General features: G+C 63.7%; 9 protein-coding genes. 6 read left to right on the top strand and 3 right to left on the bottom strand.

Annotated elements, in window-relative coordinates; translation table 11 throughout:
• The first annotated feature begins 125 nt into the window (after positions 1-125).
• From DQG19_RS15965 to DQG19_RS15990, 6 genes are read left to right on the top strand one after another with little or no spacing between them, the layout of a single operon-like run.
• Positions 126-3,230: a SusC/RagA family TonB-linked outer membrane protein gene (locus tag DQG19_RS15965; RefSeq protein ID WP_116127283.1), complete on the top strand. Its 3,105-nt coding sequence runs from the start codon at positions 126-128 to the stop codon at positions 3,228-3,230.
• A gap of 9 nt (positions 3,231-3,239) precedes the next feature.
• Complete coding sequence (locus DQG19_RS15970; protein ID WP_116127284.1) at positions 3,240-4,862, top strand: RagB/SusD family nutrient uptake outer membrane protein; 1,623 nt, start codon at positions 3,240-3,242, stop codon at positions 4,860-4,862.
• 38 nt (positions 4,863-4,900) lie between these two features.
• Positions 4,901-6,025, top strand: coding sequence for a SusE domain-containing protein (locus tag DQG19_RS15975; RefSeq protein WP_116127285.1), 1,125 nt, complete (start codon positions 4,901-4,903; stop codon positions 6,023-6,025).
• 23 nt (positions 6,026-6,048) lie between these two features.
• Positions 6,049-7,206, top strand: a complete 1,158-nt coding sequence (locus DQG19_RS15980) for a glycoside hydrolase family 76 protein (protein WP_116127286.1) — start codon at positions 6,049-6,051, stop codon at positions 7,204-7,206.
• A gap of 51 nt (positions 7,207-7,257) precedes the next feature.
• Positions 7,258-8,682 carry a glycoside hydrolase family 125 protein gene (locus DQG19_RS15985; protein ID WP_116127287.1) on the top strand — a complete coding sequence of 475 codons (1,425 nt, stop codon included), beginning with the start codon at positions 7,258-7,260 and terminating at the stop codon, positions 8,680-8,682.
• 29 nt (positions 8,683-8,711) lie between these two features.
• Positions 8,712-10,907 carry a GH92 family glycosyl hydrolase gene (locus DQG19_RS15990; RefSeq protein WP_116127288.1) on the top strand — a complete coding sequence of 732 codons (2,196 nt, stop codon included), beginning with the start codon at positions 8,712-8,714 and terminating at the stop codon, positions 10,905-10,907.
• A gap of 3 nt (positions 10,908-10,910) precedes the next feature.
• Here the strand turns inward: DQG19_RS15990 and DQG19_RS15995 are convergent, their stop codons facing one another.
• The 3 genes from DQG19_RS15995 to DQG19_RS16005 form a co-directional block, all read right to left on the bottom strand.
• A complete protein-coding gene (locus DQG19_RS15995; protein WP_116127289.1) occupies positions 10,911-13,367 on the bottom strand; it encodes a glutaminase domain-containing protein in 2,457 nt (818 codons plus the stop codon).
• A 15-nt stretch (positions 13,368-13,382) separates the two neighbouring features.
• Entirely contained in the window at positions 13,383-14,423 is a 1,041-nt protein-coding gene (locus tag DQG19_RS16000) for a LacI family DNA-binding transcriptional regulator (protein ID WP_116127290.1), read from the bottom strand.
• A gap of 93 nt (positions 14,424-14,516) precedes the next feature.
• Positions 14,517-16,817, bottom strand: coding sequence for a GH92 family glycosyl hydrolase (locus tag DQG19_RS16005; RefSeq protein WP_116127291.1), 2,301 nt, complete (start codon positions 16,815-16,817; stop codon positions 14,517-14,519).
• Positions 16,818-16,861: the final 44 nt, after the last annotated feature.

A 16,861-nucleotide genomic window follows, 5' to 3' on the forward strand; every position in this document is an offset into this window, starting at 1 on the left:
GTGGGCGCCAATAAGTGGCGGATCAGCGACAAATTTCTGCGATAGGATGAAAATTATTTGGAACTTGCTAAAACGATTTAGTATATTCACTTGCCCTAGCGGCTTCGCTACTAACCTTAAAGTCGATGACACCTACACTTTTCTCACCCCCCCGGCGGTGGTGGACCCCCCTTCCGCCCTGCGCCCCGCTCTTGCTGGTCCTGTTCGGCCTTTGTTTTACGCTGTCCCCGACCCTGTCGGGACAGGATACACCGGGTACGGCCGTCAGCGGTACGGTGATCGACGCGGACGGCCTCGGGCTGCCGGGCGTAACGGTCCTCGAAACGGGGACCACCAACGGTACCCAAACCGACCTTGACGGAAACTACCTCCTGAACGTCGCTTCCCCCTCGGCCACCCTGCGTTTCACCTTTATCGGCATGGAGCCGGTGGAGCGAACGCTCGACGGGCGTACCACGCTCGACGTGACCATGACCGAGAACGTTTCCACCCTCGACGAGGTGGTCGTGGTCGGGTACGGTACCCAGTCGCGCTCGCGGGTAGTGAGTGCCGTGGACCAGATCTCCGAAGATGCCTTCGATGGCCGCCCGGCGGTGAATGCCACGCAGGCCCTGCAGGGCAAGAGTGCCAGCCTGGTCATCCAGCAGCGCAACTCCGAGCCCGGCGCCGGCGTAAACATCAACATCCGGGGCGTGAGCACGCTCGGCAACAACTCCCCGCTGATCGTGATCGACGGTATCGTGGGGGGCGACATCAACTCGCTCAACCCGGCGGACATCGCGAGCGTCTCGATCCTCAAGGACGCGGGAAGCGCGGCCATCTACGGCTCGCGGGCCAGCAACGGCGTCGTGCTGATCACGACGAAGAAGGGACGGAACAACCGCGCCCTCACCGTGCAGTACAACGGCCTGGCGGGCATCAACCGCCCGCAGTTCTTTACCGAACCGGTTTCGGCCCTCGAGAACGCCGTGCTGCGTAACGAGGCGGCCTTCAACAGCAACCAGAGCGCCGCAGTATACTCCCCCCAGCAGCTCCGCGACATCGCGGCTCGCGGCAGCCAGCAGTGGTTCGCCGAGGAGATCGTCCAGGACGCCCTGCAGCAGAACCACAACCTCTCGGTCTCGGGGGGCAACGAAAACTCGACCTACCTGGTCTCCGCGGGCTACCTGGACCAGGAGAGCAACTACGTGGGCCCCGACCGGGGCGTGCAGCGCTATAACCTGCGGGTCAACCTGAGCACCTCCACCGACCGCTTCAACCTGACCTCCACCCTGGCCTACGCGAAGCAGCGGATCCGCGACCACTCCTTCAACACCGCGACGCTGATGGTGGACGCCTTCCGCGTCCCCCTCTACTACGACCAGAAGGACAGCAGCGGCCGCTATCTTACCAACGACGTGCTCCAGCAGTTCAATCCGCTCGGCATCCTCGAGGAGGGCGGCTTCCGGCAGTACGACAACGACGACCTCTTCGGCACCCTGTCGGGTGAGTTCGAGGTCCTTCCCGGCTGGAAGGTGCGCGGTGTCTTCGGCGGCCGACTCTACATCAACAGCCAGTTCGCGCGCACCCTGCGGGTCGACTTCTTCCCCAAGGGCGTCTACGGCGAGGACCGCAATACCAACGACGAGTTCCGCCGCAACCTCGACCTCAACACCCAGCTGATCAGTGAGTACGCCCGCAGCTTCGGGGGCGGTCACGACCTGAACCTGCTGGTGGGCATATCGAACGAAAACCACCAGGACCGCGGCATCGGCATCTTCAAGCGGTACACCGACCCGGACCTGGGCACCCCGATCACCGATACCGAGATCGCCGAGAACAGCTACAACTCCAACCAGAGCTCTTCCCGGAACAGCCTCAACTCCATCTTCGGCCGTCTGTCCTACTCCTTCGCCGACAAGTACTTCACCGAATTCAGCTTCCGCTACGACGGCTCTTCCAAGTTTACCGAGTACCTGCGCTGGGGCCTCTTCCCCTCCGTATCCGTGGGCTACAACCTGACGAACGAGCCCTTCATGGCCAACTACCTGGAGCGCTTCGGCAACGTCAAGCTGCGGGCCTCCTACGGCGTGCTGGGCAACCAGAACGTCGGTAACTACCAGTACCAGACCACCTACTTCACCTTCCAGAACGCCTACGCCTTCAACAACTCGGGCGTAAGCGGGGCGGGCTACAACTTCGCCAACCCCAACCTGCAGTGGGAGCGGGCCGCTACCCTGAACCTGGGGGCCGACCTCAGCTTCTTCCAGGGGGCCCTGAGCGTCTCGGCCGACTACTTCGACAAGATCACCTCCGATATCCTTGTGCCGCCCGCGGTACCCGGCGTATACGGTACCGGGCTGCCCGACTTCAACGCCGGCAAGGTGCAGTCGCGCGGCTGGGAAGTAAGCACTACCTACCGCCACTACGGCGACCTGTTCTCCCACACCCTGCAGTTCAACCTGGGCGATACCCGCAACACGGTACTCGACTTCCAGGGCAACGAGCGCCTCACCGGCGTGGAAGAATTGCAGACCATCCTGCGGGAGGGGCTTCCCTTCAACTCCTACGTGGGCCTGAAGCGCGACGGCTACTTCCAGAACATGCAGGAGATCGAAGGCGCGGCCGTTCCGGAGGGCCTCACGCCCGTACCCGGCGACAACCGCTACGTTGACCTCAACGAGGACGGCGTGATCAACGACCAGGACAAGTTCGTCTTCGGTAACCCCTTCCCCCGGCTGACCTTCGGCCTGACCTACGGGATGAACGTGAAGGGTTTTGACCTCAGCGTATTCGTGCAGGGCGTCGGCAAGCGTACCATGATGATCCGCGGCGAGCAGGTGGAGCCCTTCCACTTCAACTACGGCGCGACCATGTACACCCACCAACTCGACTACTGGACCCCCTTCAACACCGACGCGCGGTACCCGCGCCTGGCCAATAACGGCACCCAGTCCATCACCAACAACTACCGGCGGGGCTCGGATATGTACCTCTTCAACGGAGCCTACGCCCGCCTCAAGAACGTCCAGGTCGGCTACACCCTGCCGCAGCGGCTCACCGAGGTGATCGGTCTGCAGCAGTTCCGGGTGTACCTGTCGGGCCAGAACCTGGCCACCCTCTCCAAGGTGGGTTTTGTGGACCCCGAGCTCTCCGAATTTGACAACAACCTGCGCAGTGGCGGCGCCAACAGCGGCCGTGCCTATCCTACCCTGGTCTACTACGGCGTAGGCGTAGACGCCACCTTTTAATCCACCGTCATGACAAAGCAACTAACCCGACTGCCCCTTCACCTGCTGGCCCTGCTGCTGGCGGTCACGGGCTGCGAACGGCTGGACCTGATCCCGGAAAATACCTTTACCGACGCGAGCTACTGGACCAGCACCGACAAGGCGCTGACCTTCCTCAGCACCGCGTATTCCCAGCTCTACTCCAGCAATCACTTCTTCTACAACGAGGCCCTGTCCGACAACGCCTACAACGGGCGCGGCGACAACGCCGGTGCGGCCTCCATCGCCTCCGGCACCTACGACGCCTCCCTGGGGCGCATCCAGAGCGAGTGGGACAGCCGCTACGCCGGCATCAAAACGACCAATCTCTTCCTGGAGAACGTCGACCGGGTGCCCGACATGGACGAAGGCCTGCGCGAGCGCATCAAGGCCGAGGCCCGCTTCCTGCGCGCCTGGCAACACTTCGTCCTCATGACCTGGTTCGGCGACGTGCCCCTGCTCGACTCCGACCCGACCATCGAGGAAGCACAAACCCTGACCCGCACCCCCCGGAGCGAGGTACTCGCCTTCGTGGTGTCGGAACTCCGTGCCGCGGCCGACGTCCTGCCCACGAAGTCGGAGTACGGCGAGGGCGACCGCGGCCGGGCCACCCGGGGAGCGGCCCTCGCCTTACTGGCCCGCGTCCACCTCTACGAAGGCAACTGGAGCGAAGTGGTGGGATACACCGAGCGGATCATGGACGGCGAGGCCGGTAACTATGCCCTGTTCCCCTCCTACTCCGGACTCTTCCTGCCGCAGAACGAGTACAGCGTAGAGGACATCTTCAGCCTGCAGTACGTGCCCGAGTTCCGCACCTGGGGCGAGTTCTTCGATATGGCCCCACTTTCGGCCGGCGCCCGCCTGAATGCCCTTGCGCCCACGCAGGAGCTGGTCGACAGCTACCTCACGCTTAACGGTCGCCGGATCGATGACCCCGCCGCCAATTACGACGAGAACGACCCCTACGAAAACCGCGATCCGCGACTGACCGCCACCATCGTGTACGACGGCTACGAGTGGACCGACCGCGACGGCACCCACACGATCTACATCGAGCCGGGCTCGGACCCCGACAACCCCCTCGACGAATACGCGCCCGGCTCTTCGGCCAGTCCGACCGGCTACTACACCCGCAAGTACTTCGACCCGACCTACCAGTCGGGCCTCAGCTCGGGGCTCAACCTGATGCTCATCCGCTACGCCGACGTGCTGCTGATGTACGCCGAGGCCAAGCTGGAGCTCGGTGAGTTCGACGAAGCGGTATGGAACCGGACGATCCGGCCCCTCCGGGAACGGGCGGGCTTCACCGACGCCTCGGCCCTGAACTACGACGGCTCCCTCGACCAGATCCAGCTGCGCGACCTGATCCGCAACGAACGGCGCGTGGAACTGGCCATGGAGGGCCGCCGCATCTTCGATATCCGTCGCTGGCGCATTGCCGAGGATGTCCTCAACGGGTGGGCCCACGGCGCCCGCTTCGGCCCCTCGTCCACGGACGACGGATACATCCGCGCCGACCTGCGCACCTTCGATCCCTCCCGGCACTACCTGTGGCCCATTCCGCGCGACGAGCGACTGATCAACCCAAACCTTAGCCAAAACCCCGGCTGGTAAGCCCCCGCAGCACTGCCGGACCATCCCAATTAAATAGCATGAAATCGATCATCCCCCACCTGTTGTTTTTCCTCGCCCTCTTCCTCTGTACGGGCTGTGAAGAGGAGGAAACCCTGACCATCGCGGAGGTGTCCCCCGTCGAGGCCCTGTACGCCCCCGAAGATAACCGCTACTTCAACCTGGGCGCCCAGGGGTCGGCGCTGTTCCAGTGGCAGGCCGCCCGGGCCGCCGACAACGGCGTCGTGCTCTACGAAGTAGCCTTCGATATGGAGGGCGGCGACTTCTCCGACCCGCTTTACGTAGTGGCCTCCGACGGCCGCGGGTTTGAGAACCAACTCTCGCTGTCCTTCACCGAGCTCAACCAGGTAGCTACCCTGGCGGGCATCCAGCCCGAAAGCACTGGCAAGTTGCTGTGGACGGTCCGCAGTACCAAGGGCCTCAACATCCGGCAGGCCGAGGAGGTCCGCACCATCGAGGTCGAACGCCCCGGCGGATTCCCGACCCCCGACGAGCTCTTCCTGACCGGCTCCGCTACCGAAGGAGGTACCGACCCCGCCAACGCCATCCCCCTGGTGAAGACCGGCGCCGACACCTACGAGGTGTACACCTCCCTGCAGCCCGGTACCTACCACTTCCTGACGCGGACCTCCGGCACCCCGGAAGTCTTCTCGATCGAGGGCAGCGACCTGCGCGCCGACGGCGAGACCACCGTCACCGGCGAGGAGCAGGTCTACCGCATCCGGGTCGACTTCAGCGACGGCTCGGTCAGCATGGCCACCGTCGATAAGGTCGAGCTCTGGTTCCCGCCGCGCGGGGAGTATTCCTTCGCCTTCGACTACGTCGGCAACGGAACCTGGGAGGCCGCCGACGAGACCATCGAGTTCAAGCAGGAATCCTGGGGCCGCGACGAGCGCTACAAGTTCAAATTTACCGTCACCCAGGACGGCAACACCACCGAAGAGTGGTACGGCAGCACCAACGGCGACAACCAGCGCCCCGACGCCAACACCGGCGAGGAGTACTGGTACGTGGTGCCCGTGACCGACGACTACTGGGCCAACAGCTTCAAGTATCCCTCCGAGGCCGACCTGGCCGCCGTGGATATGCGCATCATTTTCAACGCCGAAGTGCCCGAATACACCCATACGATTACCGTCCAGTAATTGCCCCAACCAATAAAACTTCTATGCCTCTCACTATTCCCAAAATACTTGCCGCCAGCCTGCTGTTGCTGCTCCTCGCTTCCTGTGAACTGGAGGAGGGCGTCCCGCTGCGGGCCCCTTCCGGAGCCACCCCGGACGCGGAGATCGATTGGTCGGCGACCGCCGACTCCATGCAGGAGGCCTTTTACACCACCTACCTGGGGGCCAACGGCACCTTCGTCCAAGACAACCGGGGCACCGCCACCTTTCATTACTGGCCCAACGCCCACGCGCTGCACGTCCTCGTTGACGGTTACGAGCGCACCGGAGACCCCGCCTACCTGCCCCGTATGCTCGAGTTGCTGCGCGGCATCCGCACGATGCACGGCGGCAGCTACTCCAACGTCTTCAACGACGACATGCTCTGGCTGGGCAACGCCAGCGTACGGGCCTACAATGCTACCGGCAACGAGGAGTACCGGGAAGTGGCGGAGTTTCTCTGGGAGGACATCATCATGAGTTACAGCGACATCTTCGGCGGCGGCATCAGCTGGAAGAAGGATACCCCCTACTCCAAGAACGCCGTATCCAACGGCCCGGCCATCGTACTGGCCATGCGGCTGTACGCCCTCGATCAGGACTCCACCTACCTACAGTGGGCCCGCGACCTCTACGAATGGCAGAACGCCAATCTCGTAGACCCGGCCACCGGCCTGGTCTGGGACAACATTTCCGAGGAGAACGGTACGGTGAGCGTGCAGAAAGACTGGGTATTCACCTACAACCAGGGCACCTGGATCGGCGCCGGCAACTGGCTTTACGAAGCCACCGGCGAGGAAGGCTACCTCAACAATTCCCTGCGCACGGCGCGCAGCCTGATGACCAGCCCGAAGGTGACCACCGACGGCATCCTCCGCGACGAGGGGCAGGGCGACGGCGGCCTCTTCAAGGGTATCCTGGTGCGCTACCTCACGGAGCTGATCCTGCAGCCGGACATCAACGACTCCGACCGCCAAAAGCTGGTCGATTTCATGCAGTACAACGGCGAAACCTTTTACCAAGACGGGCTGCTGCGTCCGGAGATGCTGGCCGGCCCCAACTGGGCCCGGCAACCCACGGACCGTACCGACCTCACCACCCAGCTCAGCGGTCTGATGCTCGTGGAGGCCATGGCCAAGCTACAGGCAGCCGACCTGCTGTAGGCGGGGGTTGCCCCGGCGACTTACCTTACCCGTAAAACCAAAGAAACCGTGATGAACCGAAGAAACTTCGTGCGGCAGACCGCCCTGCTTGGCGGCGCCGTGGCGCTTAACCCCCTGCGCGGCTACGCCGGAGGGTATACCAAGGACTTTCCCGTTGTCCGCGTGGCCGCCGCGGAACGCAACTTCTCCAGCCGGGCCGTGGAGGCCGCCATCCGGGAGTTCCGCGCCAACGTAGCCGACGAAGAGCTGGCCTGGCTGTTCAATAACTGCTTTCCCAACACCATCGATACCACGGTGACCTACACCGAACCCAATGGCCGGCCGGACACCTACGTCATCACGGGCGACATCGACGCCATGTGGCTGCGCGACAGCTCGGCCCAGGTTTGGCCCTATCTCCAGCTGGCCGACCAGGACGACCAGCTCAAAAAGCTCATCGCGGGTGTCATAAACCGGCAGACCCGCTACGTATTGAAGGACCCCTACGCCAATGCCTTCTACGACGACCCCAATAAACGGGGCGAGTGGGCCTCGGACTACACCGATATGCAGCCCGGCGTCCACGAGCGCAAATACGAGATCGACTCCCTGTGCTATCCTATCCGCCTCGCCTATCACTACTGGAAGACGACCGGCGATACCGCCCCCTTCGACGGAGACTGGCAGAACGCCGTCAAGACTACCCTCCAGACCTTCCGTGACCAACAGCAGAAGGATGGCACCAACCCCTACAGTTTCATGCGGACCACCCCCCACGCCACGGACACCCGTCCGCTGCGGGGTGCCGGCTACCCGGTCAACCCGGTGGGCCTGATCTGCAGCGCCTTCCGGCCCAGCGACGACGCCACTGTCTTCAGCTTCCTGGTCCCTTCGAACTTCTTCGCCGTGGTCAGCCTCGGACAGGCCGCCGAAATGATGGAAACCCTGGCCGGTGACACCGCCACCGCCGGCGAACTGCGGGCGCTGGCCGAAGAGGTAAGCGCCGCCCTGCAGGAGCACGCCGTGGTCGAGCACGAGAAGTACGGGAATATCTACGCCTTCGAGATCGACGGCTTCGGCAACCGCCTGATGATGGACGACTCCAACGTACCCAGCCTGCTGTCCCTGCCCTACCTGGGCGCCGTGGCCGACGACGACCCGGTCTACCAGAATACCCGCGCCTTCGTCCTCTCCACCGACAACCCCTTCTTCTTCCGCGGGACGGCCGCCGAGGGCATCGGCGGGCCCCACGTGGGGATGGACTACATCTGGCCCATGGCCATCACAATGCGCGGCCTCACCAGCAACGACGACGCCGAGATCAGGAACTGCATCCAGACCCTCAAGGCTACCCACGCCGGCACGGGCTTCATGCACGAGGGCTTCCACAAGGACGACCCCGCCGACTTCACCCGCTCGTGGTTCGCCTGGGCAAATACCCTCTTCGGAGAATTCCTCTGGAAGACCTACCAGAACAATCCCGACCTGCTGACCTAGTCCGCCGGTCCCAAACACGCCTCCCCACCATGAACAGATTCGTAAGCATTTACCTGAGTCTCGCGCTGCTGTGCGTGGCGGGGACGCAGGTGGGGTGCCGTTCCGGTAACGCTCCCCAAACCGGCTCCGCAACCGACGGCTACGTCAGCGACCCCGTCACCTACGTCAACCCCTTCCTAGGTACGGCCCCGCTCACGGATCCCGCCTTCATCGGCTACACCCCGCCGGAGGGCTGGCGCGTCTGGGCCGGCCTCACCTTCCCGGGTTCCGCCCTCCCCAACGCGATGGTGCAGCTCAGCCCTATCACCGAGTACGGCAGCGGGGCGGGCTACGAATACGAGGACGACGCCATCATCGGCTTTGCCCACACCAATAAGGGGCACTGGAACCTGTGCAACATCCCCGTGCTCCCCCTCTCGGCCACGGCAACGGCACCGTTCTCCTCCGGCTTCACCAAAGACAGCGAATCGGCCTCCCCGGCCCACTACGCGGTGAAACTGGCCGACTACGGGGTTGCCGTGCGGCTCACCTCCACCCTGCGGGCCGGATTTCACGAGTACACCTACGACGACCCGCAGCACCGCCGCATCCTCTTCGACCTCGGTCGCTCCAACAACCGCATCAACGACTGGGCGATCGAGCAGCCCGCCCCCAACCGCGTCGAAGGCTACCAGCGGATGGGCCGGGAAACGGTCTACTTCTCCGCCCGGCTCAGCGACGAGGTGGAAGACGTGCGCACCGTCGAGCCCGGGCAGTCGCGGGGCTACGCCCTGCTCGACCTGGGCGCCGGTGATAACCGGGTCACCATGAAGGTCGGCCTTTCCTTCGTCAGCACCGCCAACGCCCGGGAGAACCTGGAGACGGAGATCGGCGACCGCGACTTCGAGACCGTCCACCGCGCCGGCGTAGGCACCTGGTCCGACCTGCTCTCCCACGTCCGGGTAAGCGGCGGCTCGGAACGGGAGAAAACCCTCTTTTACTCTTCTCTCTACCGGTCCTTCCTCTGGCCGGCCCTGCGCAGCGACGGCAACGGCGAATTCACCGACGAATCCGGTACCGTGCGCAGCGAGGGCTTCTCCTTTTACACCAACCCTTCTCTTTGGGATACCTACCGCAACAAGCTGGTCCTGCTGGGCATGCTGCGGCCTGAGGTGACCGGCGACGTCATTCAGAGTATGATCGTCCGCGGGGAAGAAACCGGCTTCATGCCCACCTTTTTCCACGGCGACCACGCCGCGGTGTTCGTAGCCAACGCCCACGCCCAGGGCATCACCAACTTCGACCTCGACCGCGCCTACGCGCTGCTGCTCAACAACGCCTATAGCACGGGCGGCACCCGGCCCCGCATCGACCAGTACATCGCGCTGGGCTACGTACCGGAGCCCGTAGTGGAAAACCCGGAAGTGGAGACCGTGGCGGCCGCCGGCGTATCCAAGACGCTGGAGTACGCTCTCGACGACTATTCCCTCGCCCAGCTCGCGCGGGCGACGGGCGACAGCGCCCACTACCGCGAACTGATGGACCGCGGCCAGAACTACCATAATGTCTTCGACCCCGAAACCCGCTTCATGCGCGGGCGGCTCGCCAGCGGCGACTGGGTCTCCCCCTTCAACCCCCGCTTCCCCTACTACGAATATATGTACCGGGAGGCCAACGGCTGGCAGCTCTCCTTCTACGCCCCCCACGATATGCCGGGACTGGTCGCCGCCTACGGGGGCCCGGATATCTTCGAGGCCAAGCTCGACTCCCTCTTCACCGTCCCCTGGAACCCCGAGTACATCGCCCGCAACATCTCGAGCTTTATCGGGCAGTACTGCCACGGCAATCAGCCCGACCACGAGGCCCCCTACGCCTACTACGCCATCGGCAAGCCCGAAAAATCACAGGCCATCCTCGACCGCATTACGGATGAATTCTACGGGGTGGGTGAGCACGGTCTGGCGCTCTCGGGTATGGACGACGCCGGCGAGATGAGCGCCTGGTACGTCTTCGCCGCGGCGGGCCTTTACCCCCTCTCCCCGGCCGACAACGAGTACCTGGTCAGCCTGCCCGTTTTCGACCGGGTGGCCTGGAAGCTGGGCGACCGGGACTTCGTCATCCAGTCCGATGGCCGCTCGCGTAATCTGGAGTCCGCCAGCTACGACGGCCAGCCCCTCGACGGCTTTTACCTTTCCTACCGCGACCTGCGCCAGGGGGGTACTCTCGAGCTGATCACGCGCAAGTAGTCCCTACCGCTTCCGCTCCTTCAGCAACTTGATGAAGTAGCCCCCGACCACCGACCGCGCCTTGAAGCCAATACGGCGGGCGTCGACGGTATCGTGCCAGTCGGTGAGCGGTACGCGGTCCGGCGTCTGGTCGGCAAAGGCCCGGACGGGTTCCATCAGGGCCTTAAAGTCATTCGGTAAGGGGGCCAGGGTGGCCGTCCAGAGGATCCAGTCGGATTTGGTGTAAGTATCCCGGCTGTCGAGGGGTAGCCCGAATTCATTCTGCCGGGTGAGGTAGTAGGCGATCTCGGTCTCGACCACCTCCGGCGGAAAGACGCCCAGATCCAGCAAATCATCCCACACCAGGTTGTATTTCTGGCTCCAGGTGCCGGGATTCTCAAAGGTTAGGCTGTAGTGGTCGCCGTCGTCGGCCAGTTCCATCCACTGCCGGGCCATCCCCTCGGCCGCGGTGGTGTATACGGTGGCGACGGAGTCCGCGCCGAGCATCCCCGCGAGCTTGCCGTAGGCGGCCAGGGCGATGATGGCCTTCACCGACAGGTTGGCGTTGCGCGCCAGGTGGCCGGAGAAGTCGTCGGTCGACAGCTGGTTCTCGGGGTCGAAGCCGCTCTCCAGCAAAAATTCGGCCCAGGTAGTGAGCGTACTCCAGTGTTGGCTGGCGTAGTCGGCATTCCCCTCCCGCTCGGCGATGGCCGCGGTCAGGGTGATCATATTGCCGGCTTCCTCCACGGGCATATCCTCGCCGTAGGTCTGTCCGGTGGCGATGGGGTAGGTGCCCAGGTCGTGGGCGGGGAAAGGCTTTTGCCACTTTCCACTCTCGCTATAGTAGAAGATGCCGTTCAGCATGCCCTTCAGCAGATCCGGATTGTACAGCAGGAAGAGGGGAGCCGAGGGATAGGTCACGTCTACGGTGTTGATCGAGCCGTTGCTGTTATTTTCCTTGGAAAGGAAGAGCAATTCCCCCTCCGGCGACTCCACGAGCGTGTGCGCGGCGATGGCTTGCCGGTAGGCGAGTACGCAGAGGTCCGCGTAGTCCGGGCCACCGGCCGCCGTGGCTTCGGCGTAGAGCTCGCGATCGAAGGCTTGTACCCACCTGATGATTTCGTCGTGCTCCTCCCAGGCGGTCACGAGCAGTTCGGAGAAGGTTTCGGCCTCTTTCTTGTGCCAGGGGGCCAGGGGCGTGCCGAAGTAGTTGATGGATGTTTCCTCGTCGTAGCCCACCAGAAAGGTGCGCGACACGGGCGCACCGACCACGCCGAGATCGGCCGCGGTACTCAGCATGGCGTGGTTACCGGAATAGGGGCCGGTTCGGGGGCGTGCCCGGCGCAGGAAGACCGGCCAGGAATCCTCCGTTTCGCCCGGGTACTGCAGCACCTCTTCCTGGCTGCCGGCTACGTAAAGGTGGCCCCAGTCGATGCGCAGGTCATCGCCCTTCTTGCCGAGCACCGGCTGCCCGGTGGTGCCCGCCCGCAGGTACGACAGGCCACCGGCCGTGTGACGACTCGCCTTGATCTCCTGACCGGGCGTATTGCGGGCGATGTCGCCCGATACGCCGAAGTACAGGTCGACGTCGTGATCGGCCCCGTCGTTCGGGGTAACCGTAACGTCCACGTAGCTGATCGGCCGGGCGTAGACGGTCAGGTCCTCGATGAGCAGCGGCGAGGTGAAGGTGACGGACAGGTCCACCCCGCCGCAGGCGAAGGCGTAGCTTGTCTGGTTCGCGGTAAGCGTCACGTCCGTTTGCCGCGCCACGGTGATCTCTTCCTCCTCGGGCCGATGCACCCGGCGGACCAGCCCCGCATCCAGCCACTGACCGCCCGCGGTGTTGCGGATGTGAATGGCCAGCACGTTGCCGGCGCGGCGCAGGTTCGCTACTGCGGCGTCGGGTACGGGCAGGTACTTGTAGCTGTGCTGCCAGCCGTTCACCGTGTAGATCTGCTCGCCGTTCAGCCACACGGTGACGTTGTCGTCGTGCCGCAGTTTGAGCAGCAGATCTTCCAGGTTGGTGGAATCCAGGTCGAACGTCCGGCGGTACCACAGGTCGTCGCTCGTCCACGCGGTGGCTGCCAGGGTATCGTCGGCGAAGGGGGGGCTGCCGGTCCGCCAGTCCGTATCGTCGAAGCCGGGTTCGGCCCAGTTTCGTGCGGGGGCGGTTTCGGTGTAGCGAACGGGGGTGTCCGCCTCGTCGGCCGCGGGCAGCACGGTTGCGTACAGCGTCGGTTCCATACCGAGGAAGCGGTAGGCTTTGCCGTCCACCCGCAGCAGTCCGAGCAGGTCGTGGTCGGTTTCCGTCCAGTGCCTGGTCGGTGACCCGGCCAGCGAATCGCCCATCGACCAGATGCTGAAGTTGGGATTGTGGGTAATGAGCGGGTAGGCGGGCGCGCGCAGCGTAGCCTGTCCGTATACCGCACCCGTCAGCGACAGCAGCAGGAAGTACAGGCAAAAACGTGGGATGGCTGGCATGGCAGTAGTATTTTGTTACGCCGGGGCATTCACCTTGGCGAGCGACGATCCGCGGGGGATCAACCTGGCCTTCAGGGTCACCTTGAAGGTTTCCGCGGTCTTCTCGCGGTTCTTCAGCAGGTGCAGCATGATGCGCATCAGCTCCTGGGCAATTTCCTCCTGCGGCTGTGCCACCGCGGAGATCGAGGGCGTATTAATTCGGAACAGTTCGTTGTCGTCGAAGGTGACGATGCCCAGGGCCTCGATGGAGGTGACGTTGGTCTCCTTGATCATCTCCAGCCCGCTCTGGGTAAGGTAGTTGGTAGAGAAGAATACGGCGTCCACGTCGTGCCGCTCGGTAAAGAAGTCGCGCAGCTGATCCCGCCCGCGCCGCGAGTCGGTATCGCCGAAGGGCACGCGCAGTACAGTAGCGGGCAGCCCGGCGGCGGCTACGGCTTCCTCGTAGCCGCACAGGCGGTCGTTCATCTGCACCTGGTCGACGTCGGTGGTGACGAAGGCGATGTCGCGGTAGCCGTTGCCAATGAGGTGCCGCGTGGCGTTGTAGGACGCGTCGTAGTTGTCGATGACCACGTAATGCGTGTCCAGGTCGGGGAAGAAGCGATCAAAGAGGACCACCGGGATGTCGTTCTTGATCAGTTCGGCCACGTCCTCCCGGATGCCCGAAGATGGGATGATGATGAAGCCGTCCACCTGCCGCTCGAAGAAAAGGTTCAGCAGGTCGCGCGAGCGCTCGTCCTTGTTCTCGTTGCTGCAGAACAGCACGCGGTAGCCCTTGGCGTAGGCGATATCCTCGATGATCCGGGCGATCTTGGCGAAGAAGTGGTTGCTGATGTCCTCGACCATTACCACCAGGATCTTGGTCTTGCCCGTCCGCAGGCTGCGCGCCAGCAGGTTGGGCTTGTAGTTGATCTCCTTGGTGTAGGTCAGCACCCGCTGGATCACTTCATCGGAGATCTTTTTCTCCTTGCCCTTTCCGTTGAGAACGAAGGAAACCGTGGTGGGCGATACGTTCAGTTGTTTAGCGATGTCCTTGATAGAATGTCTCTTGCTTCTCATTTTGCTGGTGGCGGGTATCCCGATTACGGGACTGGGCGACGAAAATTGTAGTGAATTAAAATAAGCAAATTTTGCACGGCGGAAAGGCCCGCCTCACCGGCTGCTCTCGCGCGAAAGCGAATAGGGGTAAGCATCGGAAGTCGTGCCCCGCGTCCGGTTGGGCGCGGGGCCCATCTCAAACTCCAGGGTGCCGCCCTCCAGCAGGGCCGCGTGGCTGACCCAGTTCTTGTCGTAGGTCTTTCCGTTCCAGCGCACCGACTGCACGTAGCGGTTGGTATCGCTGTTGTCGGGGGCGGAAATGACCAGGGTTTTGCCGTTCGGCATCTCCAGGGTGATCTTCCGGAAGAGGGGCGCGCCCAGCACGTACTGGTCGGTGGCCGGCGCTACCGGGTAAAAGCCGAGGGCCGAGAATACGTACCAGGCCGACGTTTGCCCGTTGTCCTCGTCGCCCGCGTACCCGTCGGGGCCGGAGTGGTACATCCGGTTCATCGTTTCGCGTACCCAGTACTGCGTCTTCCAGGGTTCGCCGGCGTAGTTGTACAGGTAGATCATGTGCTGGATCGGCTGGTTACCGTGGGCGTACTGCCCCATGTCGGCAATCTGCATCTCCCGGATCTCGTGGATCACGCCGCCGTAGTAGCTGTCGTCGAAGTCGGGCGGCAGGGAGAAGACGCTGTCCAGCTTGGCGGTGAAGGCTTCCTCGCCCCCCATCAGGTCGATCAGGCCCTGCACGTCGTGGAAGACCGACCAGCTGTAGTGCCAGCTGTTGCCCTCCGTGAAGGCATCGCCCCACTTCAGCGGGTTGAAGGGTCCCATAAAGGTGCCATCCTCGTTCTTGCCGCGCATCAGCCCCGTTTCGGGGTCGAAGAGCTTGCGGTAGTTGAGGCTGCGCTGCCGGTACTTCTCGATCTCCGCGGCGGGCTTGCCCAGGGCCTTGCCCAGCTGGTAGATGGCGAAGTCGTCGTAGGCGTACTCCAGGGTCCGCGCGGCGCTCTCGTTGATGCCCACGTCGTAGGGTACGTAGCCCAGGTCGGTGTAGTATTCGGCTCCCGCCCGCCCAACGGCGGTCAGCGGGCCAGCGTTGTTGGCGCCGTGGATGAGGGCTTCGTAGAGGTTCTCGATGTCGTAGTCGTAGGCCTCCCCGCTTTTGAGGTAGGCCTCGGCCACCACGGAGGCGGAGTTGTTGCCCACCATCACGTTGCGCAGGCCCGGGCTGCCCCACTCCGGCAACCAGCCGCTCTCCGTGTACGCGTTGGAGAGCCCCTCCTGGATGTGGCCGTTCAGCTCGGGGTACATGAGGTTGAGGAAGGGGAAGAGCGCCCGGAAGGTGTCCCAGAAGCCGGTGTCGGTAAACATGTAACCCGGCAGTACTTCCCCGTTGTAGGGACTGTAGTGGACCACCTGCCCGTCGGCGTCGTACTCGTAGAACTTGCGGGGAAACAGCAGCGAGCGGTACAGGCAGCTGTAGAAGGTGGCTACCTGGTCCGGCGTGCCGCCCTCCACGGCGATCCGGCCTAGCTCACGGTTCCAGATCTCCCGCCCCTCGGCGCGCACGGTCGCGAAGTCGGCGGTCACCTCCTCCAGGTTCCGCTCGGCCTGCTCCGCGCTGATGAAGGAGGAGGCTACGCGGGCGTTCACCGTCTCCCCCTCCGCAGTGCGGAAACCGACGATCGCTCCGGCGTGGTCGGTTTCGGCCTCCAGGGCATCCGTAAGCACCGAATCGCGGAAGGTGCGCGTCAGGTCGAAGTCCCGGTCGAAAACGACCACGAAGTAGTTCTTGAAGTTGTCCGGCACGCCGCCGCTGTTGCGGGTGGTGTAGCCGATCACCTTACGCTCGCCGGGGATGATCTTCACGTAGGAGCCCCGGTCGAAGGCGTCGATGACCACGAAGCTGCTGTCGCTCTCCGGGAAGGTGAAGCGGAAACGGGCCGCCCGGTCCGTCGGGGTGATCTCCGTGGTAATGTCGTGGTCGGCCAGGTACACCCGGTAGTAGTTGGGCTGCACCGTCTCGGCCTTGTGACTGAACCAGCTCTGCCGCTCCTCCTCCGCGAAGCGCGGGGTGCCGGTGGCGGGCATAAGGGAGAACTGACCGTAGTCGTTCATCCAGGGCGATGGCTGGTGCGTCTGCTTGAAGCCCCGGATGCGGTAGGCGTCGTAGGTGTAGGCCCAGCCGTTGCCCATCTCGCCGGTCTGCGGCGTCCAGAAGTTCATGCCCCAGGGACGGGCAATGGCCGGGTACACGTTGCCGTTGCTTAGGCGGTACTCCGAATCGGTGCCCATCAGCGGGCTGGCGTAATCGACGGGTTCCGCGACCTGGTCTACCAAGTGGTGATCCTGTCCGAATACGGTCGCAGACAGGAAAATAAGGGCAATGAGGGGCAGAACAGGACGCATAGGCTAAATTGGGTAGGCGCCCAATTTAATCGATTTAGTCCGCT

Source organism: Lewinella sp. IMCC34183, assembly GCF_003390915.1.
In the GTDB taxonomy this organism is placed as follows: Bacteria; Bacteroidota; Bacteroidia; order Chitinophagales; family Saprospiraceae; genus Neolewinella.